The sequence below is a fragment of the Haloarchaeobius caseinilyticus genome (genome assembly GCF_051207395.1).
GTDB lineage: Archaea > Halobacteriota > Halobacteria > Halobacteriales > Natrialbaceae > Haloarchaeobius.
The window spans coordinates 912,751-936,493 of record NZ_JBPJZC010000003.1 but is presented as its reverse complement, the minus strand read 5'-3'; the positions used below and the strand labels follow the sequence as shown (position 1 = coordinate 936,493).

The 23,743-nt window shown below is 64.5% G+C and carries 25 protein-coding genes; 14 read left to right on the top strand and 11 right to left on the bottom strand.

Annotated features, from left to right (window positions below; genetic code table 11):
- Positions 1-2: 2 nt before the first annotated feature.
- Positions 3-932: a carbohydrate kinase family protein gene (locus tag ACSC1P_RS17410; RefSeq protein WP_435361460.1), complete on the top strand. Its 930-nt coding sequence runs from the start codon at positions 3-5 to the stop codon at positions 930-932.
- 52 nt (positions 933-984) lie between these two features.
- On the opposite strand, the gene ACSC1P_RS17405 is transcribed toward ACSC1P_RS17410, so the two are convergent.
- Entirely contained in the window at positions 985-2,079 is a 1,095-nt protein-coding gene (locus ACSC1P_RS17405) for a DHH family phosphoesterase (RefSeq protein WP_435361459.1), read from the bottom strand.
- Between the two features lie 178 nt (positions 2,080-2,257).
- Between ACSC1P_RS17405 and ACSC1P_RS17400 the strand changes: the two genes are divergently transcribed.
- Positions 2,258-2,989 (top strand): hypothetical protein, encoded by a 732-nt coding sequence (locus ACSC1P_RS17400; RefSeq protein WP_092936214.1) that lies wholly within the window; start codon positions 2,258-2,260, stop codon positions 2,987-2,989.
- Positions 2,990-3,021: 32 nt separating this feature from the next.
- Complete coding sequence (locus ACSC1P_RS17395; protein WP_139246302.1) at positions 3,022-3,225, top strand: hypothetical protein; 204 nt, start codon at positions 3,022-3,024, stop codon at positions 3,223-3,225.
- Positions 3,226-3,270: 45 nt separating this feature from the next.
- Here ACSC1P_RS17395 and ACSC1P_RS17390 read toward each other — a convergent pair whose 3' ends face one another.
- Together ACSC1P_RS17390 and ACSC1P_RS17385 are read right to left on the bottom strand one after the other, a co-directional pair.
- Positions 3,271-4,353, bottom strand: a complete 1,083-nt coding sequence (locus tag ACSC1P_RS17390; protein WP_435361458.1) for a sensor histidine kinase — start codon at positions 4,351-4,353, stop codon at positions 3,271-3,273.
- Between the two features lie 78 nt (positions 4,354-4,431).
- Positions 4,432-4,863: a universal stress protein gene (locus ACSC1P_RS17385; RefSeq protein ID WP_435361457.1), complete on the bottom strand. Its 432-nt coding sequence runs from the start codon at positions 4,861-4,863 to the stop codon at positions 4,432-4,434.
- Between the two features lie 480 nt (positions 4,864-5,343).
- Between ACSC1P_RS17385 and ACSC1P_RS17380 the strand changes: the two genes are divergently transcribed.
- A complete protein-coding gene (locus tag ACSC1P_RS17380) occupies positions 5,344-5,817 on the top strand; it encodes a universal stress protein (RefSeq protein ID WP_435361456.1) in 474 nt (157 codons plus the stop codon).
- 17 nt (positions 5,818-5,834) lie between these two features.
- On the opposite strand, the gene ACSC1P_RS17375 is transcribed toward ACSC1P_RS17380, so the two are convergent.
- Positions 5,835-6,383: a GNAT family N-acetyltransferase gene (locus ACSC1P_RS17375; protein ID WP_435361455.1), complete on the bottom strand. Its 549-nt coding sequence runs from the start codon at positions 6,381-6,383 to the stop codon at positions 5,835-5,837.
- Complete coding sequence (locus ACSC1P_RS17370) at positions 6,380-6,748, bottom strand: universal stress protein (protein ID WP_435361454.1); 369 nt, start codon at positions 6,746-6,748, stop codon at positions 6,380-6,382. Before ACSC1P_RS17370 ends, ACSC1P_RS17375 begins: the two co-directional genes overlap by 4 nt.
- A 154-nt stretch (positions 6,749-6,902) precedes the next feature.
- On the opposite strand from ACSC1P_RS17370, the gene ACSC1P_RS17365 reads away from it, so the two are divergent.
- Positions 6,903-8,957 (top strand): beta-propeller domain-containing protein, encoded by a 2,055-nt coding sequence (locus ACSC1P_RS17365; protein WP_435361453.1) that lies wholly within the window; start codon positions 6,903-6,905, stop codon positions 8,955-8,957.
- Here the strand turns inward: ACSC1P_RS17365 and ACSC1P_RS17360 are convergent.
- Positions 8,861-9,841 carry an extracellular catalytic domain type 1 short-chain-length polyhydroxyalkanoate depolymerase gene (locus ACSC1P_RS17360; protein WP_435361452.1) on the bottom strand — a complete coding sequence of 327 codons (981 nt, stop codon included), beginning with the start codon at positions 9,839-9,841 and terminating at the stop codon, positions 8,861-8,863. The genes ACSC1P_RS17365 and ACSC1P_RS17360 overlap by 97 nt on opposite strands.
- Before the next feature lie 434 nt (positions 9,842-10,275).
- Between ACSC1P_RS17360 and ACSC1P_RS17355 the strand changes: the two genes are divergently transcribed.
- Both ACSC1P_RS17355 and ACSC1P_RS17350 read left to right on the top strand, forming a co-directional pair.
- Positions 10,276-10,992 (top strand): DUF5806 family protein, encoded by a 717-nt coding sequence (locus ACSC1P_RS17355; RefSeq protein ID WP_435361451.1) that lies wholly within the window; start codon positions 10,276-10,278, stop codon positions 10,990-10,992.
- Between the two features lie 76 nt (positions 10,993-11,068).
- The gene (locus ACSC1P_RS17350) at positions 11,069-11,893 is read left to right on the top strand and encodes a CPBP family intramembrane glutamic endopeptidase (protein ID WP_435361450.1); all 825 of its coding nucleotides are present in this window, start codon (positions 11,069-11,071) and stop codon (positions 11,891-11,893) included.
- Between the two features lie 20 nt (positions 11,894-11,913).
- On the opposite strand, the gene ACSC1P_RS17345 is transcribed toward ACSC1P_RS17350, so the two are convergent.
- Together ACSC1P_RS17345 and ACSC1P_RS17340 are read right to left on the bottom strand one after the other, a co-directional pair.
- On the bottom strand, positions 11,914-12,243 hold the full coding sequence (locus ACSC1P_RS17345) for a hypothetical protein (RefSeq protein ID WP_435361449.1): 330 nt from the start codon (positions 12,241-12,243) through the stop codon (positions 11,914-11,916).
- 119 nt (positions 12,244-12,362) lie between these two features.
- Positions 12,363-12,875 (bottom strand): DUF7529 family protein, encoded by a 513-nt coding sequence (locus ACSC1P_RS17340; protein WP_435361448.1) that lies wholly within the window; start codon positions 12,873-12,875, stop codon positions 12,363-12,365.
- A 105-nt stretch (positions 12,876-12,980) separates the two neighbouring features.
- Between ACSC1P_RS17340 and ACSC1P_RS17335 the strand changes: the two genes are divergently transcribed.
- The 6 genes from ACSC1P_RS17335 (at position 12,981) to ACSC1P_RS17310 (ending at position 20,041) form a co-directional block, all read left to right on the top strand.
- Positions 12,981-15,449 carry a dipeptide ABC transporter ATP-binding protein gene (locus ACSC1P_RS17335; protein WP_435361447.1) on the top strand — a complete coding sequence of 823 codons (2,469 nt, stop codon included), beginning with the start codon at positions 12,981-12,983 and terminating at the stop codon, positions 15,447-15,449.
- Between the two features lie 157 nt (positions 15,450-15,606).
- Positions 15,607-17,325: an ABC transporter substrate-binding protein gene (locus tag ACSC1P_RS17330; RefSeq protein WP_435361446.1), complete on the top strand. Its 1,719-nt coding sequence runs from the start codon at positions 15,607-15,609 to the stop codon at positions 17,323-17,325.
- A 14-nt stretch (positions 17,326-17,339) separates the two neighbouring features.
- A complete protein-coding gene (locus ACSC1P_RS17325; protein ID WP_435361445.1) occupies positions 17,340-18,410 on the top strand; it encodes an ABC transporter permease in 1,071 nt (356 codons plus the stop codon).
- Positions 18,407-19,387 carry an ABC transporter permease gene (locus ACSC1P_RS17320; protein WP_435361444.1) on the top strand — a complete coding sequence of 327 codons (981 nt, stop codon included), beginning with the start codon at positions 18,407-18,409 and terminating at the stop codon, positions 19,385-19,387. Before ACSC1P_RS17325 ends, ACSC1P_RS17320 begins: the two co-directional genes overlap by 4 nt.
- Positions 19,387-19,728 carry a DUF7268 family protein gene (locus tag ACSC1P_RS17315; RefSeq protein ID WP_435361443.1) on the top strand — a complete coding sequence of 114 codons (342 nt, stop codon included), beginning with the start codon at positions 19,387-19,389 and terminating at the stop codon, positions 19,726-19,728. Before ACSC1P_RS17320 ends, ACSC1P_RS17315 begins: the two co-directional genes overlap by 1 nt.
- Before the next feature lie 109 nt (positions 19,729-19,837).
- Positions 19,838-20,041: a hypothetical protein gene (locus ACSC1P_RS17310; RefSeq protein WP_435361442.1), complete on the top strand. Its 204-nt coding sequence runs from the start codon at positions 19,838-19,840 to the stop codon at positions 20,039-20,041.
- Here the strand turns inward: ACSC1P_RS17310 and ACSC1P_RS17305 are convergent.
- Entirely contained in the window at positions 20,038-21,294 is a 1,257-nt protein-coding gene (locus tag ACSC1P_RS17305; RefSeq protein WP_435361441.1) for a dihydroorotase, read from the bottom strand. The genes ACSC1P_RS17310 and ACSC1P_RS17305 overlap by 4 nt on opposite strands.
- Positions 21,295-21,318: 24 nt before the next feature.
- On the bottom strand, positions 21,319-22,023 hold the full coding sequence (locus ACSC1P_RS17300; RefSeq protein ID WP_435361440.1) for a lipoate--protein ligase family protein: 705 nt from the start codon (positions 22,021-22,023) through the stop codon (positions 21,319-21,321).
- A gap of 53 nt (positions 22,024-22,076) precedes the next feature.
- Here ACSC1P_RS17300 and ACSC1P_RS17295 point away from each other — a divergent pair, with 53 nt between their 5' ends.
- A complete protein-coding gene (locus ACSC1P_RS17295) occupies positions 22,077-23,012 on the top strand; it encodes a DUF8155 domain-containing protein (protein WP_435361439.1) in 936 nt (311 codons plus the stop codon).
- 13 nt (positions 23,013-23,025) lie between these two features.
- On the opposite strand, the gene ACSC1P_RS17290 is transcribed toward ACSC1P_RS17295, so the two are convergent.
- The gene (locus ACSC1P_RS17290) at positions 23,026-23,742 is read right to left on the bottom strand and encodes a metal-dependent transcriptional regulator (protein WP_435361438.1); all 717 of its coding nucleotides are present in this window, start codon (positions 23,740-23,742) and stop codon (positions 23,026-23,028) included.
- Between the last annotated feature and the right edge of the window lies 1 nt (position 23,743).

Genomic DNA, 23,743 nt, shown 5'->3' with positions numbered 1-23,743 from the left:
TCGTGCCGACGGTCGTCACGGTCGGGAGCGCACTACTCGACCGACTCTACCCGGTGACGAATCTCCCGGAACCTGACGGTGGCGCGTTCGCCCGCGACGAGCAGGTCGCGGCAGGCGGTGTCGCGGCCAACGTCGCCGCCGGATTGACACGCCTTGGCCGGGAGACGGGCGTCGTCAGCCGCGTCGGCTGTGACCGTGCCGGCGACCGGGTGCTCGCAGATTTGCGCGACCGCGGCATCGACGCCTCACACGTCCAGTGTGGCGACGAGCGCTCCAGTTACACGATGGTGCTGCGCGACGACGACGGCGAGCGCATGATCATCGCGGGCGGTGAGAGCGTTCCGGCACTGCGACTGGACGAGAGCGATATCGAGTACTGCCGCGAGGCTGACGCCGTGTTCACCAGCGCCTACGCGCCCGACGAGGCGGTTTCAGCGCTCGCCGAGGCGGCACACGAAGACGATTTCCCACCACTCGTTTTCGACCTCGCAGGCCCGCTCGCGGAACTCGAGGGACGGGGAACTCGTCCCGAGACCATCGACGACCTGCTTCCAGTGGTAGACTGTTTCGTGTCGAGCGAGGTACCCATCGAGTCGTATCTCGGGTGTACCGGCCGCGAGGCAGTCGCCGAACTGCGCGACCGCGGTGTCACGCGTGCTGCGCTCACCCGCGGCGAAGACGGTGCGCTGTTGCTGGCGGACGACGAGACAGTCGACGTGCCTGCGGTGGCCGTCGACGCCGTCGACACGACCGGCGCAGGTGACGCGTTCTCGGCCGGCCTCCTCGACGCGTGGGTGCTCGACGGGCGGTCCGCCGACGCAGCGGGCCGGTTCGCGGCGGCAGTCGCCGCGGCGAACTGTGAGGCAGCGGGTGCTCGCGGTGGATTACCGACGCGAGACGCCGTGGAATCCTCGCCGGCGAAGCCGGACTAAAAGCGGGCTTCTCTCGGAATATTTCGAGGACAGACAGCAGACGTTCCGTCGATTAGCGTTCGGTCTCGACGCCTTCGTCGTCTTCCTCGTCGAGGTTCTCGAACGCGTTCAGGATGACCTGTTTGCAGGTCGCGCCGCGAGTCGTCCAGTGGTGGGAGTAGTCGAGCATGTCCGAGTAGATGCGGGGCTTGCAGCCGGCGGCTTTCGGGTGGCCGCCGCCGTTGACCTGTCCGGCGACTTCGTGGCAGCGCTCGAACGCGTCGGTGCCGCGGATGCTGGCCGAGCCAGCGGGCTTGACGATGACCGTCGCGTCAGCGCCCTGCTCGCGGAAGGCCTCGGCGACCTCGTTCTGTGAACAGCGACCGTAGGTGACGGCGACAGACCAGCCCTGAATCTGGCGAATCTCGCCGCGCTCGACGGCCTTCTGGATGAGTGCCTCTTTCTCGACGCGGCGCTCAGCGAGGAGTTCTTCTGCGTCTTCGGGCAGGTCGACGCCGTGTTCGGCGACGATGTCGACGTACTCCTCGGGGTCCGACCAGTACGCGAGGTCGGCGATATCGTCCGAGCGGGGGTCCTCGCGGAGCCAGAGGTCGTGGTCGCGGGTGACTGCGGCGAGTTCGGCGTACTTCTCGTCGAAGTCGAAGTCGAGCGAGCGAAGCGTCACGTCGGCGGTGCACTCCTCCTCGCTGTCGCCGACGACGAGGTCGACGCCCGCGGCGCGGACCTGCTCGGCGACCTCGTCGTCCCACTGGTGGTGGTCGAACCAGCGGACGGTGCCGGCGTGGTCCATGAGCGTCGCGAGTTCGTCCTCGACGTACTCGAAGCGGTCCGGGCAGAGGTCACAGACGAAGACGGTGACGCCGTCGTTGGCGTACTCCGCGACGAGTTCGAGTTTGTCCTCCAGTTCGTGGGGTCCGGCGGGGACCAGTGCGCCCTCGCCGAAGGCCTCGCGAATGAGTGCGACGCAGGCCAGTCCGTCGGCGTCGGGGTCGGCGACGACCGCGATAGATTCGCCGTCGAGTTCCTCGGCGACTTCCTGCTCTTCGCGGGCTTCGTCGATGTCGTCAGGGATAAAGAAGCCAGTCCCGGGGAGGATAGATTTCCGGGCCAGCGGCATGTCCTCGTCGTCGATAACGTCTTCGTACATGTCCAGCTAGTTCGGTGCCGTGCGGAAGAAACCGCCGGTTCCGTGGTCTCAGTGTGAGTTCGGGGCCGGGTCGATGTCCGAACGGGCTCACAAATTTGAGTGATTTTCGGTATTACTACCCAACACGAATTTCTTGCTTCCGATACTTTAATATCTAATGGCTATCACCAATGGTTGAATGTCAGATAGACGTTCGTTCCTGAAAGGTGTTGGTATCGCAAGCATTCCCCTGCTGTCGGGAACTGCACTCGCAGCGTCATCAAAATCAGCAGCAGAAGAGGGTGTCTGGTCGTTCGACCTGGAGAACGGCAAGCTGGTCGCAGACCAGAACAGTGCGAGTGCTTTGGATACACACTCTTCGAACGGAAACGCGGTCCAGATCGACCGGGAGACGGCATCCGATGTCACGGCCGAATTAAACGAACTCGAAAGTCGCGGCTTCGTCGAGTTCAGGAAAGCTGGCAAGTCCGAGCCCGGAAACGTACTCGTCACGCCAACCGACCGTATCGGTGAACTGTACCCGTCCTACGACACCGACTCGGACGTCGGTATTGCTTCCAGTCACTGTGGAAGCGGCGGCAAGAACGACTTCGAGGCGAAGTTGATCAGCGTCCCTCCGAAGTACAACTTCTACATCGACGATCAGGCGACGAGCGAACTCGTCGAAATCGCGATATACGGTGCGGGGGCCACCGCGGCGCTTACCTTCCTCCTGACTATTACCGGTGCTGGCTCGGTTCCTGCCGCTGTCACCGGCCTCATCAGTTCCCTGCTCGGAACGTCTGCGGCCCTTCTGAGTAACGAAAACGAGGGCGACGGTGTCATCATCCGAGTCAACTACATCCCGCCGTCGGGAACCTGGGCTGAGGTCGACTCCCAGTGCCACCCCGATGGCGGTATCCCGTGGTAATGATTAAACGATAGCACATCCAAGAGATGAACATGCCCGAGACCCGAGTACGACGCCCGACCCCGACCGCCATCGCGACGGTCAGCGCACTGGCGACGAGCTTCGCGACGGTCGCGTACGTGTACACCACGACCGCCACGACGGACGCCGTCGCGTTCGTGTTGGGAATCATGTTGATCTGCCTCGTGTACGTCACGCTGGACGCCTTCGGACTCGTCAGCGGTAACTGGTCATAACTCGCGCTCCCGGTCTTTTTTCGGGTCTGATACCACGATACAGCGTCACGCGTTCGGTAACGACAGCTGAACGACGGTCCCCTGCGGCTCGTTCGCCCCGAACGAGAGCGTCCCGCCGGACTTCGTGGTGACCCAGTAGATGAGCCACAGACCCAGTCCCGAGCCGTGCGTCAGGGAGTCTTCGGTCTCGCGGTCGAGCGCGAGGACTTCGTCGGCGGCGATGCCGCTCCCGGTGTCGGCGATGCAGAGTTCGACGGTGCCTGCCTCGTCGGCGTCGCTGACAGAGACGGTGACGACCGTGTCGGGGTCGTTGTGCCGAATCGCGTTCTCGACCGCTTCGGTCACGGCGAATCGGAGTCGAGGGTGGGCGACGACGGCGAGCGAGTCGGCCACATCGACGGCGATGGTCGCGTTCGGGTACACACTTTGCACGTCTTCGACGCTCTCGTCGACGACCGAGGCGAGGTCGAGCGTCGTGGTCTCGTCTTCGTCCCACACCTGATTCAGCCGCTTCGCGTGTTCGCTCAACCGCCCGACGTTGTCGGCGTGGGCCACGACTGTCTCCAGTGCGTGGCGAGGGGAGTCGTCCGTGTCGGACTCCAGCGCCTGCGAGGCGTAGCCACGGATGATGGTCATCTCGTTTCGCATGTTGTGCCGGAGGACTCGGTTGAGGACGGTGAGTCGATGGTTCAGCGCGTCGACGGCTTCGTTCTGTCGTTGCAGTGTCGCTTGCTGCGTGAGCAGTCGCTTTCGGAACTCGGCGATGCCGACGCCGATGGCGATGGTCGCGCCGGCGGCACCGGCGACGAGCAGTGGTTCGTTCCGGATGTCCACGCCGCTGAGTTCCTGCGTGGCGATGAACACGGTCGCGACGACGAAGCCGACGCCACCGAAGGCGAGGGCGACTCCGTTGAGCCGAAGCGCTTCGGTCGAGGTGAGCGACAACTGCGAGACGCGCCAGCCACCGTAGAGCAACCCCACAGCGATGACGAGCAAGAGAAGAGATTCGACGGCTGCCGGGACGGGTGTCTCCCGAGACAAGTAGAGATGTGCGACCCCGAACAGGAGGTACGCGACCCCAACGACAGCGACCGGTAGTCCGGGATACCGGTCCAGCACGTTTGCCATTCGTCACCAGATTCGCTGTGAGGGCTGTAAAGCTGTCGGCTAACTGTAAACTGCGGTGAAGTGTGCTAGAGCAGAGCGTCAGTCTTCTTCCTGCAACTGGCGAACCGTCAGCACTGGACGGTCGCAGGTGCGAACGACACGCTCGGCGACGCTCCCGATGAGGAACCGGTTTTCGCCGTGGCGACCACGCGTCCCGGTGGCGACCACATCGGCGTCGACTTCGCGGGCGAACTCGCAGATTTCGGCGGCCGGGCGACCTTCGCGAACCGCGGTGTGGACCTCGCGGTCGGTGCTCTCGGTGACCGATTCGAGGGCTTCCTCGCCCGATTCTTCGAGTGCGGTGCGGAACTGGTCTCTGACCGACTCGGGCGACGACTCCACCTCGGACGCGTCGACCACGTACAGGGCGTGCACGGTGGCGTCGAAGCGCTCGGCGAGGTCCAGCGCGACGGCGACGGCTCGTCTGACGCTCTGGGAGCCGTCGGTGGCGATGACGACGGTGTCGAACATACGCCGAGAGTCGGCGGCGTGTGGCTTAAAAGCCGCGCCATTCGTGGTGTGAACTCGTTTGTGGGTTGCCGGTGCTCTGTTTCGGTTGCGGATTGCTGTTGCTTGGTTCGGAATTGCAGTTGGAGGATTTTGCGTGGATGAGCAGTCGACTACTGCTGGTGTACATGACCGCCCCGCACAGCACCACGACTGGACCGTCGCCACAGCCTCCCCAACCGATTCGCGCCGCGGACTTCACGTCGTTCCGTCCGCGCCACTCATCCCTCGCGCGCTCCTCTCGGTCTCGCTTCGCTCACGGGTCGTTTTCACTCCCCGTTCACCACGAGGCGACGCCGTCGCCTCGCTGTCGCTCGACACGCTCGTCAACGCGCGCCAGACCGGTTGTGTCCCCGCACATCGCCCCGACGAGTCACGAGAACCGACACCACGCGGACGACCGACCCCTGTAGCTTTTTGGTTCCCCCCGTCCGAGATGTGGCTATGACCGACACTACGTCCGCGTCGCCCGGGTCGCTCGACATCGAGCTGGTGCTGGTCCCGGTCGACGGGAGCGACGAGTCCGTCACGGCGGTCGAGTACGCGGTCGCCGTCGCAGAGAAGTACGACGCGGCGGTCCACGCCGTCTACGTCGTCGGGCAGGACGTGGTCCGCGGTATCGAGGAGGGGGCCATCGAGCGGGCCGACGTGGCCGACGACGCCCAGTCGTTCATCGAAGACATCGGAGAGAGTGCGGGCATCAGCGGCGTCCCGTTGCAGAACTCGACGGCGTACGGCTTCTCGACCAAGCGCAAGACGCAGCATCCGGGCAGCGTCATCCTCGACACGGCCGACGACCTCGAAGCGGACTTCATCGTGGTCCCGCGCGAACCGATGACGAGCGACAGCGGCGACGTGCTGGCGAAGGCCGCGGAGTACGTGCTGTTGTACGCGAGCCAGCCGCTCCTCTCCGTCTAATCCGAAACCAGTCCGTCTCAGTCCTGCAGCAACAGGGCCATCTCCAGTTCGAAACTCTCCGAGCCGCAGGTCTCGAAGCCCACGTCGCGGTACAGCGACACTGCGGCCGAGTTCCAGCGTTCGACCGTGAGCCAGACGCGTTCGACGCCCTCCTCGTAGCCGTAGCCGAGCAGGGTCGTCAGGAGCTGGCGACCGATGCCGGCGCGCTGGTACTCCTGCAGGACGAAGATAGCGAGTTCGTAGGCGACCGCTTCGGTCTCGAACGTGCTGGTGTCGGGGACGAGCGTGGCGTGACCCACGACCTGGCCGTCGTGGCGGGCACAGATGTTGAGGCCGTCGCCGAAGATGACGTCGAGCCAATCGCGGACGCGGCTCTCGCCGGTCGGCGGGATGCCCTGTGCCCGGTCGGCGGGGTCGAACGCGACGTACATCGCGGTCACGTCGTCGAGGTCGGCCTCGTCGGCCGCGGTCAACTCGATGGTTCGTTCTTCCTTGTCGCTGAACGACCGCGGCGGGGTCGGAAACGGTCCGGCTGCGCTCTCTGGGTAGACGCGTTCTTTGCTCATCGAACGAGTTTGACGGTGATGTTGGCGTTGAGCAGGACGAACTCGGTGATCGGACCGAGTCGAATCTTTCCCATGGGGCTCTCGGTGCCGCCGCCGATGGCGAGTTCGTCAAATCCCTCGCGTTCGGCGATGTCGACGAGCGTACTTCCAGCGTGGCCCGAGACGGTTCGAACGTCGGCGTCGAGACCTTCCTTCGTGACGAGTTCGCGGGCTTGCTCGGCCACCTCGGACTGCGAGCGCGCCGCCTCGTCTTTCTCGACGACGACGATTGTGAGTTCGTCACCGGCCTCCTGTGTCCGCTGTATCGTCTTCTGGAGGGTCAGCATGGACTCGTCGCTCCCCTCGATACCGAGCAGCACTCTCATGTCTGTCGCTCAATGCGCTCGCCCGCGTGAAAACCGTTGCCCCGCGAGCGGTCGCACCGAACCGGTCGCAGCGAACCAGTTGCACAGCTAACAAGCTCAAATGGCCGTTTGAGGTTGGGATACTCCCTTTATCGTGAACGTCGTGGAGTCTCGTATGCGCTCGTCACTCCCCGCGCTCGCAGTGGCCGCCCTCCTCGTGCTGTCGGCGGTCGGTGCGGGCTACGTCGCCGTCACCGGCGGAATCGACTCTGGTCCACTCGACACTGGCCCCGACGATTCGGGGCCGGCCGCTGGTCCGAGTACCATTCAGACCGCCGAAATCGTCCAGTTCGACTCGGACGGCGAGTTCGAGACCTACGTCCGCCGGGCACAGTCCCGCGGCGGCTACGGTGGCATGGTCGCCTTCGGTGGCGGCGGTGCGACCGTCGATGTCGCGATGGAGTCGTCTACCGACTCCGCGTCGGGCGGTGCGCCCCAGTCCAACACCGCCGCTGGCAGCAGTGGCAGCGACGATGGGGCCTCGCGCGTCTCTGAGACCAACGTGCAGGAGTCCGGCATCGACGAACCGGACCAGTTGAAAGTCGCGCCCGACGGGTCGACGATGTACTACGCCGACCGACGAGGCTACTACGACGAGCGGGGGCAGACGCACGTCCTCGACACGAGCGACCCGGCCGCGCCTGCAGTCGTGGAGAACATCTCTGCATCGGGCAAGCTCATACTCGTCGGCGATACGCTCGTCGTCTTCGACAGCCAGTCAGTCGACGCCTACGACGTGTCCGACCGGGCGAATCCCGAGCGCGTCTGGACGAAGGCACTGAACTCGCACGTCGAAGCGGTTCGCCTGCTCGACGGGAGATTGTACATGGTGCTTCGCCAGCACGTCGACGCGGGCAGTCCGTGCCCAATCCGGCCGTTCGACGGCAGTTCGACCGTCCCCTGCACCGACGTGTATCACCCGCGCAGTCAGACCGACGCGAGCGTGACCTATACGACTGCAGTTCTCAGCCCCGAAACGGGCGAAACGCTCGATTCGGTCACCTTCCTCGGCACCTACGGCCAGTCGGCGACCTACGTCTCCGAGAACGCGGTGTACATGACCTACACGAAGCGCCCGAGCTACGCCGAGACGTTTGGCGCGTTCCTCCAGACTTCGGACCTGCTCGACTCGCAGGCCCAGGACAGACTCGACACGCTCGCAACCTACGACATCTCCCCGCGCGCCCGGCAGGTCGAACTCGGCGCAATCGTACAGGACTGGCTCGCCAGACAGGACCACGACGAGCGCCCCGAACTCCAGCAACGACTGTACGACGAGTACGGCCAGTACGTCGAGGAGCGAAAGCGTGACCTGCTCCAGTCGGGCATCGTCAAGGTCGCCATCGACGGTGACTCGCTCTCGGTCGAAGAAACGGGGCAGGTCCCCGGCCGGCCGCTGAATCAGTGGTCGATGGACGAACACGAGGGCAAGTTACGAATCGCCACGACGGTCGACCCATGGGGCGCGAACTCGACGAACGACCTGTACACGCTGAACGAAGACCTCTCCGTGGCCGGTTCGGTCGAGGACATGGGCGTCACGGAACGCATCTACTCGGTGCGGTTCATGGGCGAGTCAGCCTACGTCGTCACCTTCCGTCAGATAGACCCGTTCTACACCATCGACCTCTCGGACCACGCGAACCCCGAGGTGAAAGGCGAGGTGAAGCTCCCGGGCTTCTCGCGCTATCTCCACCCGCTCGGTGACGACCGGATGCTCGGTATCGGGCAGGAGGAGGGCAAGGTAAAAGCGACCGTTTTCGACGTGTCCGACCCGAACAATCCCGAGGTCGAGCACTCGAAGGTCCTCGACGCCCGGTGGTCTGCCGTCGCGCAGACCCACCACGCGTTCCTGCACGACCCGGAACACGACGTGTTCTTCCTCCCGACCGAACGCGGCGGCTACGTCTTCGCTGAAGACCTCTCGCAGCAGGTGTTCGTCGAGACCGACATGCCCGCGACTCGCGCGGCCTACCTCGACGACTACCTGTACGTGTTCAGCGACTCGGAACTCGTCGTCGTCGACGAGAACTCGTGGGACACCGTGACCGAGGTCGACCTCGGTGAGTCGCCCTACCAGCGCGAGAAGAACGACCAGAGTGCCTCCGAGGCATCCGGTGCCGATGGGGCGGTGAACGACTCGGCCGAGTCCCCGCCCGCCCAGTCGTGACCCATCCCGAACACCTGCCAGTACTCGACCAGCACGCGGCCTGACTCGTCGGCGAACCGTCGCCGTCGCCAGTCGTAGCCGCCCGTGGTTCCCGACACGTCTGCTTCTGCGGTCGTATCGACGGTGCCGTCGTCGCTCCCGTCGGTGACGAGGTCGTTCGTCTGGATGGCCTGTATCGTCGCCTGCGCGCCGTTGTCCGGGTCGACCGTGTAGTCCGCGCTCCCGTGGAAGACGATTGTGGGAACTTCGCCAACCACGCCGTTGTCCTGCATCGCGGCGTACGCTTCGTCGCCCTGGTTGTACGGGTCTGGCCCGCCGTAGGCCATCGACCACGTGGCACCACTGGCCGTCTCCGCGGCGTCGTACTCCAACCCGGAGTGAACACCGCCCGCGGCGTACACGCCCGGGTAGGCCGCCAGCAGGTTCGGGACCATCGCCGCGCCCGCGGAGAAGCCCGCGACGTAGACGCTGTCCGAATCGAGCGATTCTGTACTGACTGCGTGCTGGGCGATGGTCGTGATGGTCGCACCCTCGCCGGACCCCCGCGCCGTGTTGTAGTCGTAGTACCAGTTCCAGCAGTCGTAGGCGTTCGCGAGCGACGCCTGGTCCGGGTAGACGACGACGAAGCCCTCGCGCTCTGCGACGGCGTTCATTCCCGTCGCCCGGGCGAACTCGCGTGGCTCCTGTGCACAGCCGTGGAGCATCACGACGAGCGGTGCGCCCGCCGCGCCGCCGCTCGGCACGTACTTCGCGTAGTGATAGCCGTTCAGGTACTCGTCGGTGAAACTCCCGCTCGCCGCGCTCGCCGAATTCGCCGCCGCACCCAGCGTCGCCGTGGCCGCGAGCGTGGTGGCTGTCGATTTCAGAATGTCACGCCGTTTCATGACTCGTGTTGTCGTGGTGCGTGACTGTGCGATAGTTTGACGGGTTCATCTGTAAACCGTGACGGTGATTGGGAGTGGTGTCTGGCTGGCGGCGTCGATGGCGAATCAACCGCTATGGCGCGCGCTGGGTCGTCCGTCGAGCAATGCGAGACGGTCGACGTGTAGCCGCGCGAGGGATGAGCCAGACGGAACGTGCGAGGCGACAGAGTCGCCTCGGTGCGAACGGGGAGTGAAACGACCCGTGAGCGATGTGGAGTCTGGGGAATCGGATGGGGAGGGTGTGGCGGCGGTCATGTTCCATCGGCGCGAGTGATGTTGCAGGCAACACTACTCCGCTGGCTACGCTCCTGCCACAGTAAACGGCACGACACTCAGGCAGTCCATGGCTGATGTTCAGCGAAGCTTTTTCACCCTCCCCGATAGACCGCCTGCCAATGAGCGAGCAGACGCCGGAGCCGGACCCGGCAGGCGACGACGACTCGGCCGCCGAGGAATCGGCGACGGAGACAGGAGAAGCGACACAGGACGAATTAACAGTCGACGAGTCCCCGTCTGACGAGTCCCAGCAGACGACTGACCACACAGACGCTGCAACCGAGGCAGACGCAGCCGAGACCGACGACGAACCGACACCCGGCGTCCCCGACGAGGACAACCTCGACGTGCCCGACGACGTGGCGAAGTACGACCGGTTCAAGAAGATGGACGGTGCGGAGTACGAGCGCGTGAACGAGTTCCTACGCGACCGCACCTACATCACGGCCCGCGAGTGGGCAATCGCACGTCTCTGCTCCGACTTCCGCACGGAGACCGGCGTCGAGATGACCAAAATCGGCGAGAACCTCCCGGAACTCGTTCCGTTCATGACCGACACGTACACGCCGCAGGCCGTGAACCAGGCGCGCTCGGCGTTCGAGGACAAGGTGCGAACCGCGGGGGCGACGTTCCTCTACGGCGCGATGTGTGACTTCTTCACCGCCGAGGAGCTTGACGACGTGATGTACGAGGCCACGGAGGTGGCGAAGTTCCTGCTCGAAGTCGAAGGCGTGAACCTCACCGTCGAGGAGGAACTCGACGCCGAAGAGCGCATCTCGTCGGTGATGCGCGAAGTGAGGGAAGCGAGTTCGGAACTGCGAGAGAACGAGGAGTAAGTCGGATACAGGACGTCGGTTCCGCCTCGGTCTGCAACAACGTTTATCGTCGATTGGTCAGAACGCGTACGTAACGATGCGCGAGCCTCCGGGGAACTCCGGTTGGGGACGCGATGTCCCGAGTCCGGGCGACGACGGCGACAGCGACGGTGCCGACGATGGCGTGGTCACCGCCCGTCTCGGAACCTACTTCGGCGACACGCGCGACCTCGCCACGAGCCTCGTGCTCGTCTTCCCGCTGTTCGTGCTGTACCAGGTCGGCCTGCTGACGACCGGTGGGGTCAGAAACGGCGTCGACTTCGTGACGCGCCTGCTGTTCCAGCTCGTCGGGAGTAGCTGGACCGGGTATCTGGTACTCAACTTCGGACTCCTCGTGCTGTTCGGCTTCGGCCTCTTGCGCCTGCGCGACAGCGGCGACTTCGACCTGCGGGTGTTCCCCGCGGTGCTGGTCGAGTCGACGGTGTACGCGCTCCTGTTCGGCCGGGCCGTCTTGCTCGTGATGCAGACGTTCGGGTTCAACGCACTGCTCGCGACCGGCCCCGCGCTACAGGTCGGCCCGAGCTTCGGGCTCGTCACGATTCTCGTCCTGTCGGCGGGTGCTGGCTTCTACGAAGAACTCGTGTTTCGCGTGCTGCTCATGGGCGGCGCGTTCGTCCTCGGTGTGAAGGCGTTCGCCGTGAGTAAACCGGTGGCTGCGGCCATCGCTGTCGTCTTCTCCAGTCTGGCGTTCAGTGCGGTTCATCACGTCGGGGCGGGCGGGGAACCGTTCGCCCTCGGCGTGTTTCTGTTCCGATTCGTCGCGGGCGTGTTGCTCGCGGGCATCTTCTACGTCCGCGGCTTCGCTGTCGCAGTGTACACGCACGCAATCTACGACGTGGTCGTGATGACTGGGCTGCAGTGATTCGGGTTCGAGTGAGTGGGTCAGGCGGCCCGGGTCGACTCGTCGTCGGCCGGGTCGGGGTCGCTCCGTGGCTGTCGTGAGTCACTATCGGCTGTCGCCTTCTCGGGCATGATTCGGCTCTCTCCTGCTCGGTACTCGAGCAGTCGAAGCGTCGCGTAGCCCAAAGCGACGACGAGTGTCGCTAACTGGCCAGCGTTTACCAGCGCGCCGGGGAGGTCGGGCGAGACGATATGGACGAGTGGGAGGTTCCCGAGGACGACGCTGGAGAGGGCGAACCCGACGACGCCGAGGAGGAAGGTTCGCCACGCGAGTTCGAAGAGAAACCGGTATTCGCGCTCTTTATCGGTCATCTGGATAGCGAAGAGAGTCGTCGTGTCGGTGAAAAGGCATCGGCTATAGATGTGGGGGAGTGTGAGTTGTACTGCGTCGTTCTGACGATGCTACCGGAGCGCAAGAACTGTCTTCTACCTCACTCCTCGTCGTCGTCGCCGGGCAGGAACAGTTCCGGATTCTGTTGCGTGAAGGTGATGACTTCGCGTTGGTCGAGCGGTCGCAGGTGGACGCGGAGTTCGCCCTCCTCTTTGACCAGTTGCAGGAACTCCTGTGAACTGGTCGTGTCGTAGTAGAGCGGGACGAGCAGTGCGGTCTCTGTCGTCCGGTTCAACAACGCGGCGACGGCGAAGACGACGCCGCCCTCCTCGGCACGGAACACTTCGACCTCGTCGAACGCTCCCTCGGCCTCGTAGGCGGCCTGTACGTCGTCGAACTCGTTGTCCGGAAGCAACACGTCGAGGCCGGTGCGGCCGATATCGTCGGCCACGGCGGCCACGTCGCCGGGGTGGCACTCGATGGCCGCCCAGCCCTCTTCGCGGTACTCCTCGGCGGTCGCCTCCATGTCTTCGACGACCTGTTCCCACACCGGGACGACCCGGTCGGCGAGTCGTTCGACGTCGGCGACGTCCGGGGGCGTCTCGTCTTCCATACTCCGGGTCCGGGGAGGGAGCGAGAAAAGGGTTCCCCTTCGAGAAGTGAGAGCGACTGTCACGTGTGAAAAGGTATATCCCACCACCGTGGCCACGTTCGTATAATGAGTGACCTCCTATCGCTTTCCGACCTGCGGACGCAGTTCCGTACGGAACGCGGGAGTGTGAAGGCTGTCGACGGCATCGACTTGACCATCCGCGAGGGTGAGACGGTCGGGCTGGTCGGCGAGAGCGGGTCCGGCAAGAGCGTGACGGCGCTTTCGGCCATGCAACTCGTCGACGAGCCCGGCGAAATCGTCGGTGGGGACGTGACGTTCCACGACGCCGACCTCGCCACGCGACTGCAGGAGAAGTACGGTGCACGCGCCGACCAGTACGTCACGGACAACGTGGTCGACCTGACGGCCGCGCCCGAACACGTCCTTCGGGACATCCGCGGCGGCGAAATGAGTATGATTTTCCAGGACCCGATGACCTCGCTCAACCCCGCGATGACCGTGGGCGAGCAGGTCGCAGAGAGCCTGAACTTGCACCGCTACGGCGGCAAGCGCAAGGACTCGTGGCTCAACGCGGTTCGGGAAGTGTTCCCCGGCAACGACCTCGACGACGAGGTGGTCGACGACGTCATCGACATCCTCGACGCGGTCGGAATTCCGGAACCGGAGTCCCGGGTTCACGAACACCCGCACGAGTTCTCCGGCGGGATGCGCCAGCGCGTCCTCATCGCTATCGCGCTCGCCTGCCGGCCACAACTGCTCATCGCGGACGAGCCGACGACGGCGCTCGACGTGACGATTCAGGCCCAGATTCTCGACCTCGTCAACGACCTGCAGGACGACTTCGGCATGTCGGTCCTGTTCATCACGCACGACCTCGGTGTCGTCGCCGAGACCTGTGACCGCGTCGCCGTGATGTACGCGGGTGAAATCGTCGAAGAAGGACCGGTCGACGAGATATTCCACAACCCATCACACCCGTACACGTACGCGCTGCTCGAATCCATCCCCCGTGAGGACACCGACCGACTGACTCCCATAGAGGGGAACGTCCCGGACCTCATCGACATGCCCACTGGGTGCCACTTCGCGGACCGGTGTCCGTGGGCGCACGACGCCTGTCACGGGCAGGAGATTCCGTTCAAACAGCACAGCGGCGCCGACGTGGACCATCGAGCGAAGTGTGTCTTGGACGAGTTCGACGAGAGCGAGTATCTGGAGGACCATGAGACCACGACCGCTCAGACACAGACCTTCGACGGGGAGCCACTGGTCGAAGTCGACGACTTACACAAGTACTTCTCGCGGGCCGACGACCTACTCGACAAGTGGCTGGCGAACGAGCCACAGACGGTCAAAGCGGTCGACGGGGTCGACTTCGACATCTACGAGGGAGAGACACTCGGGTTGGTCGGCGAGTCCGGGTGCGGTAAGTCGACCACCGGTCGGAGTATCCTCCAGTTGCTCGAACCGACCGATGGGAGGGTTCTGTTCGCTGGCGAGGACATCACCGGCCTCGACAGCGACGAGTTGCGGAAGAAACGCCGCGACGCACAGATGATTTTCCAGGACCCACTGTCCTCACTGGACCCACGAATGACGGTGGGACAGACCATCACCGAGCCGCTGAAGATTCATGGCCTGCCCGAGGACACGGGTGGGCAGTCTCCTCGGGAGGCCCGGAAAGAGCGCGTCGTCGAACTCATGGAAGCGGTCGGCCTCGAACCTGCCCAGTACGACCGATACCCACACGAGATGTCCGGTGGACAGCGTCAGCGCGTCGGTATCGCCCGTGCACTAGCCGTCGACCCGGACTTCATCGTCGCCGACGAACCGGTGTCGGCACTGGACGTGTCCGTGCAGGCCCAGATTCTCAACCTCATGGAGGACCTGCAAGAGGAGTTCGGGCTGACCTATCTGTTCATCGCGCACGACCTCTCTGTCGTCCGGCACATCTGTGACCGCATCGCGGTGATGTACCTCGGGAAGGTCGTCGAGACGGCGGACACGGCCGAGCTGTTCGACGACCCACAACACCCCTACACGCAGGCGTTGCTGTCGTCGATTCCGAAACCCGACCCGCGAGCGGACACCGACGACCGTATCATCCTCAAAGGGGACGTACCGAGTCCCATCGACCCGCCGTCGGGGTGTTCGTTCCGGACGCGGTGTCCGCAGGTTATCCCCCCGGCAGACCTCGACGTGGACCAGGAGACGTTCCGCGCCGTGATGGACTTCCGTCAGCGCGTCGAACAGCGTGACCTCGCGCTCGACGCGGTTCACGAAGAAGTTGCGGAGGAACCACCGGAGCCCGAAGAAGCCGAGACACAGACCGCGACCGACGGTGGTGCCTCGACGAGCGACGTGGTCGAGACACTCCTCGACCGCGAGTTCGAGACGCGACCGACGGGTGAAGTCGGCAGCATCGTCGAGGACGCGTGTCGCTCGCTCGCGGCGGGTGACTGGGACGCTGCAGAAGACACACTTCGAGCGTCGTTCGAGAGTCCGTGCGAACGTGACGAACCGGCCCTCGCTGGCGACGGCCACCGCAACGCCTGTCACCTGTACGACAACTGATTTCGCTGCGCCGTTTTTTGCCGTTTTCGTCGGTCCCAGTGGCTATCACCACTGTTTCCTCGAACCATGGCAATTGTTGGCACAATAGGCCGCGGGATTCGATTATGGGGGTTTGTTCATCGTTATATTTATGCGTGGGCTGGTGCCATACGCGTTTATGGCACGTGACACGGTAGACCGTCGCAATTTCCTCAAAGCTGCGGGAAGTGCGACTATCGCGACAACTGCACTCGCTGGTTGTATCGGCAGCGACGACGACGGTAACAACGACGGGAACGGCGGTGACGACGGGAACGGTGGCACCGATGGGACCGACGGAACCGACGGCGGCGAGTCGGTGGAGCCGAAGGGGCTGCTCACCTACGCCCGTGGGAACAAATCCGGTACGCTGGACCCGCAGGCGACGACCAGTGGCGAGGACGCCAAGGTCATCCAGCAGCTCTACAACCAGGTCATCGAGTTCGAGCCCGGCAAGACGACGCTCAAATCCGGTCTCGCAAAGGAGTACAAACTCGAAGGCCAGGCGGTCAACCTCACGCTCCGCGAGGGTGTGACGTTCTCCAACGGCGAAGAGTTCACCGCCGACGACTTCATCGCCACGTACGAGCGCTTCATGAACGAGGACTACGAGTACTTCGTCGGCACCGAAAACCGCTCGTACTACGGTCCGTACCTCCTCAGCACCGTCACGAACGTGAAGAAGGACGGCGACTACTCGCTCACCCTCGAACTGAACGCGAAGCACGCACCGATGCTGCGTAACCTCGCAGTGTTCGCCTTCTCCATCATGTCGAAGAAGGCCATCGAGGGCGGCACCGACCTCACGCAGGAGGCCGCCGGCACCGGGCCGTTCACGCTCAACAAGTGGGACCAGGCGAACGCCCGCATCCGCCTGAAGCAGAACCCCGACTACTGGGGCGAGAAGGCAAAGGTCGAAGAAGTCGTCTTCTCCGAGGTCAAGCAGAACTCCTCGCGTGCGCAGTCGCTCACGAACGGTGAGGTCGACATCATCGACGGCCTCGGTCCGCAAGCGTCCCAGCAGGTCGAGAACGGTAGCTCGACGGAACTCGTGACGACGCCCGGCATCAACGTCGGCTACATGGCGATGAACATGGCCCGGATGGAGCCCTTCCAGAACAAGAAGGTCCGTCAGGCGATGAACTACGCCATCGACTCGAAGGCAATCGCCGAGTCCATCTTCAACGGTCTCGCAGTCGAGTCCAACCAGCCGGTTCCGGACAACATGACCGGCTACAACGACTCGCTCGAGATGTACAGCAAGGACACGGAGAAGGCCAAGTCGATGCTCGAAGAGGCTGGCTACGGCGACGGCTTCGACATGGAACTGTCGACGTTCCAGAACCCGCGGACCTACAACCCGTCGCCGCTCGACGCGGCCCAGACGGTCAAGTCCAACCTCAAGGAAGTCGGCATCAACGTCACCGTCAAGCAGATGGAGTTCAACGCCTTCATCGAGTACACCAACCAGGGCAAGCACGACGCGTGTTTCCTCGGCTGGATGACGGACAACGCCGACCCGGACAACTTCTTCTACGCCCTGCTCCACCCCGGCGTCGAGGAGATTCCGAGCGGGCAGGACTGGGTCAGCTTCGACAACGAGAACTTCAACTCGCTGAACGTCGCCGCCTGGGCGAACAGCGACTACAAGACGCTCGTCGAGGAGGCACAGTCCACCTACGACGAGGCGACCCGCAAGTCGAAGTACGAAGAGGCGTCCAAGATCGCCCACGACGAGGCCCCGTGGGTGTTCATGGACCACGCGAAGGAACTCCGCGGCGTCCACAAGCGTGTCAGCGGATTCACCATCGCGCCTATCAGTGGCCCGTACCTGAACAAGGTCACGCTCAGCGAATAAGCTGAGAACCACCCATGGTTTCGCTGCGATTCGTCACGAAACGGTTGTTGTTGCTCGTTCCAGTCCTCTTCGGAGTGGCGACGTTCGTCTTCGGGATGTTGCATCTATCACCCGGAGACCCCGCTATCCTGATGGCTGGACGACGTGCAGATCAGGCGTTCGTCGAGGAGATACGCCGTGAGCTCGGACTGAATCGGCCCATCTACGTCCAGTACGTCGACTTCCTCTGGCAGGTGGTCCGTGCGGACTTCGGTGAGTCGTTCATCCTCATGCGTGGGAGAGCCGTCTCTGACATCTTGGAGGCGCGCTTCCCCGTCACGCTCGAACTCGCGCTCTACGGACAGTTCCTCGGCATCCTCTTCGGCGTCCCGCTGGGCGTCGTGAGCGCCTTGAAACAGGACACCCTCACCGACCACCTCACGCGGGTAGGTGCACTGGCCGGTATCAGCGTGCCCATCTTCTGGAGTGGCCCGGTCCTCATCATGGTGCTGGCGAACTGGCTACGCGTGGTCCCGACAGGGGGCCGTATCGCCTACGAGTACTCGCCCGACACCATCACCGGACTCATCACCGTCGACACGTTCATCCAGTCGTTCGCCGACGCGGTGACGTTCCAGCCGCTGGACCTATACTTCAACTTCGACCCCGCGGACTTCGGGATGTTCATCGACGCGGCACACCACATGCTGTTGCCGTGTCTCGTCATCGGTATCTACTCGATGGCGCTCATCTCCAGGATGACCCGCTCGTCGATGCTCGAAGTCATCAGGCAGGACTACATGCGGACTGCCCGGGCCAAAGGACAGGGTGAGAAGATCACCATCCTGAAACACGGCCTGCAGAACGCCCTCATCCCGGTTGTCACCATCGTCGGTATCCAGTTCGGGACGCTGCTCGGCGGGGCCATCCTCACCGAGACGGTGTTCAACTTCAACGGTATCGGTACGCTCCTCGTCGAGGCAATCGCGGTCAGCGACTATCCCATCGTACAGGGGACTGTGTTGCTGTTCGCGTTCCTGTTCACGCTGGTGAACCTCGGCGTCGACATCACCTACAGCTACCTTGACCCGAGGATAGACCAATGAGTAACGTCGAAAACACACAACGAGTCGAGTCACGCGGGTTCCTCGATAGAGTCCGCGCCTCGCCGTTCCTCTCCGAACTGCTGTCGAACAGGCTGGCGGTCGCCGGCATCGCCATCATCGTCGCCATGGCGATAATCGCCATCGTCGCTCGGTTCACGCTCCACGATGCGGCCCACGTCGGGTCGTTCTTGAGCCAGCGACCGGAAGCACGCTACGCCTCGCCGAGCCTCGAATTCCCGTTCGGGACCGACAAGCAGGCGCGAAACATCTTCATCCGCGTCCTCTACGGGGCGTGGTACGCGCTCCTGTACGGTGGTATCACGGTCGCGGTTTCGACCGTCGCTGGTGTCGGACTGGGCGTCATCGCGGCCTACTTCGGCGACATGACCGACAACGTCATCATGCGGACGATGGACGTGCTGCTCGCGTTCCCGTCGCTGCTGCTGGCACTCGCACTCGTCGCCATCATCCCGAGCGAAATCACGCTTCCGAGCTTCGTGGCGGCGCTGCCCGGCGTGAACGAATCGTTTACACTCGGACTCTGGCGTGGCGTCGCCGCGCTGACGCTCGTGTACACGCCGCGGTTCGCCCGCGTCGTCCGCGGAGCGGCGCTGAAGGTGCTCGAAGACGAGTACATCGAGGCGTCGCAGTCGCTCGGGTCGACCCACCCACGCGTGTTGGCCCGTCACGTGGTGCCGAACTGTCTGGCACCGATTACGGTCCAGAGCACGCTCAACTTCGGGCTGGCTATCATCGACCTCGCCGCGCTGTCGTTCCTCGGCTTCGGTGCCGCTGTCGGCACGCCGACGTGGGGGATGATGCTCGACCAGGGCGTGAAGAAGGGGATGCTCACCGGCCAGTGGTGGTGGGCGTTCTTCCCCGGCCTGTTCCTCGCCATCACCGTCCTCGGGTTCAACTTGCTCGGTGACGGGATGCGAGACGCGCTCGACCCGCGGATGCGCGACGCGGTCGACTGATGGACCTCGCCCCGCGCGCCCGCCTCGTCGGCACGGCCGCCGGCAAAGGGACGGTCGTCGGCGCGGTTGTCACGCTGGTCGTCGGCCTCGTCATCGGCGACGTGGTCGCCGCCAGCGAACTCGTGTTCGCGCTCGGCGCGCTCGCGCTCGGCGGTAGCCTACTCGGTTGGTCCGGGTCGGTTATGGTCGGCGACGCGGTCGAAGCTCGCAACGCCCTGCTCGAAACAAACTCCGACTGGACCGAGGCGAAATCCCGACGCGCGATGGCGCGCATCGGCGGTTTCGGCGTCGGGACGATGGTCGGTTCGTCGGTCGTCGCGGCAGTCGCGTTCGCGGTCTGATTCACATTCTCGATTCGTCCAATATCGGGGGTTTCTAGCGCTTTCCGTACAGTTCAGCGGTACTTCTGTTCACACAAGGTATTCAAGGGAGACGACCAGAGAGATGCATATGCAACTCGTCGCTCTCGTCCTCGCGCCAGTTCTCTGGGCACTGGCGTACTTTCACCTGAAGTATCCTGCTCGGTTGTTCCGGTTCCAGAACGCGCTCGTCGGGAAGCACCCCCGCATGTCGGGAACGGGCCAGGTCGTCTACCGCGGAACGGGCGTCTTCTTCGCGTTGCTCGGCGTGCTGTTACTGCTTCTCGCTGTCTAACGAACGTTCTCGCCGACCGCATCACCGAACCCTGATTCGTCACTCCACACGACTTCGCCACGGACCATCGTCCACTCGGGGAACACCCCTCGTTTCCCCTCGAACGGCGTCCACCCGCACTTCGAGTGCAGGTCGTCGCCGCGAATCTCGCGCGGATTCTCCACGTCGTACAGCGCGAGGTCTGCGTCCATTCCCTCCTCGATGCGGCCTTTCTTCGGCAGGTCGAAGATGGCGGCCGGGTTCGCGGCGACGACGTCACGGACGCGCTCGTAGCTGAGTGTCTCGTTGCGGGCTTCTTCCAGCAGGAGCGGCACCATCGTCTCGACGCCCGGTACACCTGACGGTGCATCCCAGATACTCGCGTCTTTCTCCTCGCGGGTGTGCGGCGCGTGGTCGGTGGCGACGATGTCGACGGTACCGTCGGCGAGTCGCTCGAAGACGGCGGCGCGGCGTTCTTCACTCCGTAGTGGTGGGTTCATCCGCCCGAAGGTGCCCAGTTCGGTCAGGTCGTCGCGCGAGAGGAACAGGTGGTGTGGCGTGACTTCGCAGGTGGCCCCAGCCGCGGCGGCCGCGTCGACACCTTCCGGCGTCGAGGTGTGGGCGATGTGGATGTCGGTCTCGAACGTCGAGCCGACTTCGCAGGCGCGTTCGACCGCAGCGGCCTCGGCCTTCGCGGTGCGGTAGGTCGACCACGCGTCGGCGTCCGTGCGCTCTTTCGCCGACTCGTCGAACAGGTCGGCGTCCTCGGCGTGGACCGTGACCGTCACGTCGTGTTCGCCCGCCTTCGAGACGGCGTCGGCGAACAGTTCCTCTTCGATGCCCATGTCGCCGGTCGAGTCCGCGAGGAACACTTCCCCGAGGGCGAACAGTGGCCGGTCGAACAGCGAGTCCGGGTCCCAGTCTTCCGTGACGCCACCGTTGATGCCCCAGTCGACGAGCGATGCGGAGGCGAAGTCGGCCTTCTGGTCGAAGGCTTCTCCAGAAGTGGTCGGTGGGTTCGTATTTGGCTGGTCGACGACGGTCGTCACACCGCCCGCGGCGGCGCTTTTCGAGCCTGTCTCCCACGTTTCCTTGTGGCCGTACCCCGGCTGACGGAAGTGGACGTGTGCGTCGATTGCGCCGGGGAAGAGTAGTTTCCCGGCGGCGTCCACGTCTGGCTCGCCGTCTACGTCGCCGACTGTGGCGATTGTCCCGTCTTCGACCAGCACGTCTGCCGTCGTCCCGTCCGGCAGCGTCGCGTTGCCGATGTGCATACGTCACCTCCGCCGTCGCCCGTCCTAAATCTCCCGGAGGTGTTCGACGACCATGCCCGCGTCGCCGACGAGTTCGGCCTCCAGCGCGTCACGAACGACCTCGGGGTCGCTCGGCCCGCCAGCACGCTCGACGCTGCCGACACTGTCGGGGTCGAATGGGACAGAGAGAGCGTCGTACACGTCGGTGAGGACGGCTGCAAGGGATTCGTGATTTGCGACGGTGCAGACGCCGGAGGTGATGGCTGCACCTTTCGTGACTCGCTGGGCGATGCCGACGAGTTTTCCGACACACTGGAGCGAGTGCTGGCCGGGACAGAACGAGTCCGGCGGTTCGCCGCGTTCGGCGTCGACACCGAGGCTACCGAGGGCTCGCTGGACATCGACTGTGAGTGCCTCGTAGCGGTCGTCCATTCCGCGGCGCATGTCTGCGATGGGGGTGATTCGGGCGAACGCGAGCGTCGTCTCGCCGTCGTAGGCGACCGCCCGGCCGCCGACGTTTCGTTCGACCGGTGGGTAGCCGTGCTCGCGGGCGACCTGAACCGCCGCGTCGTACCCGTCTTCGCGGGCGTCACGGCGGCCGAAGGCAACCTGCCGGTGGGGTGCCCAGACGCGGACGACGCCTTCGACAGCCTCCCCACTGTTCTCTGCCTCGGCTACTTCGTCGAGCAGTCGTCGGGTCGCGTCTCTATCTGCGTCGACGCTCGCCGCCCGGCCCCGAATCACGCGCATGGCTGGCGCTTCGGGGCGACGTGTCTAAACCCGTGCGGTCCGAACGACCGCCGATGGCCGTCACACTGGGCGACGAGGTGCTGGCTCGTTACCCGCGATTCTCGCTGTACAACTCACCGTACCCGGCCCACGACACCGGCTGTGCGGTCGACCTGTATCCGGGACCCGAGTGGGACGGCCCTGCTCGTGCGGTGGTCGCCCCGAGTCCGGTCGCTGGCGAGGTCGTCGACACGCACACGCGCCGAGCCCCGTCGAAACCCTACGCGCCGGACCACGACCACCTGATTCTGGTTCGGGTCGACGCCGAGGCGACACCGGGGTTCGAGCGAGACGACGGGAAGGACACAGCACTCGTCGCCCGCATCATGCACGTCGACCCGGCGGTCGAGGCAGGTGACTACGTCGAAGCTGGCGACCCGCTCGGGACGACCGTTCGTGCAGGCTTCTTCGCGCCGTGGGTCGGAGACCACCTCCACGTCGGCTTCCGATACGAGGGCCAGAACCACCTTCGGGCGTCCGGGTCACTTCCCCTTTCCGTCGATGTGAGTCTGGAAGCGGTCGAGTGGGACGGGACCGGAACCGTCGTCACGGCGGACGAGACGTACGCGGTCCTCGACGCACCAGCGCACCCTGCACACGATGAGTGCTTCGCCGGTGTCGCGGCCGACGGCGATGGGTCGCTCGACGCTCGCGGCGTCCTCGACGGCGGTCTGCGTCACTACGACGGCGGTGGCCTGCTCGGTGCTGGCGGTAACGACGATTCCGTCTCCCTGCTCGGCCAGCGCGTCGGCGTCGCAGACGGCAGAACTGTCGACTGGGACGACGTGGCGGTCGTCGCAAACGGGACCAGAATCACGGGGCTGTCGCTCTTTCTGGCGCGGGATTCGGGCTTCGGGGCGAAACTCGTCTGCCCCGACGTGGATTTCGTGGTCGGCGAGTCAGTGACGGTCGAACTGCAACCGACCGACGACCCGACGATTCTCGGGTAGTGCCTGCCAGCGGTTACTCGCCGGACTGCTCGCTGACGAGGACCGTCGACGCGACTGCTTCGGGGAGGCTCGTCTGGCCACCGCCGTCGACGGTCACCGTCACCATGCCGAAGGGTGCTCGTTCGTCGAGGGTGAGCGTGGCCGTCGGTTCGATGCCGGCGGAGACCAGATGGTCGAGGACACGCTGGTCCTGCGTGAGGACCCGGGTCACCTCGACACTCGCAGCGATGGCGACCTCGGTGAGTGCGGTCGCCCCGGCGTCTTCGTCCAGCTGTAGGTCCGCGTCGGGAATCGGGTCGCCGTGTGGGTCGGTCTCGGGCTGTCCGAGAAGGTCGTCGATCTCGCGACACAAGCGGTCGCTGACGTGGTGTTCGAGGACATCAGCCTCCACATCGACCTCGCTGATGCGGTAGCCGAACACATCTAGTAAAAACGTCTCGACGAGCCGGTGGCGGCGGACCACGTCGAGCGCGAGTGTCCGCCCGTCGTCGGTGAGTCTGACTGGCTGGTACTTCTCGCGGTCGATGAGTCCCGCGGTTGCGAGCGCACCGAACATACTCGTCACGGTCGCGCGTTCGACGTCGATGCGCTCGGCGAGTTGTGCGTTTGTCACCCACCCGTTACCTTCCTCGCTCAACCGGTAGATGTGGCGGAGGTAGTCCTCCATGGTCGGCGTGACCGACTGCCGGTCGGGGGCATCGGCCGTCTCGTCGGCGTCGTGTGCCACCATC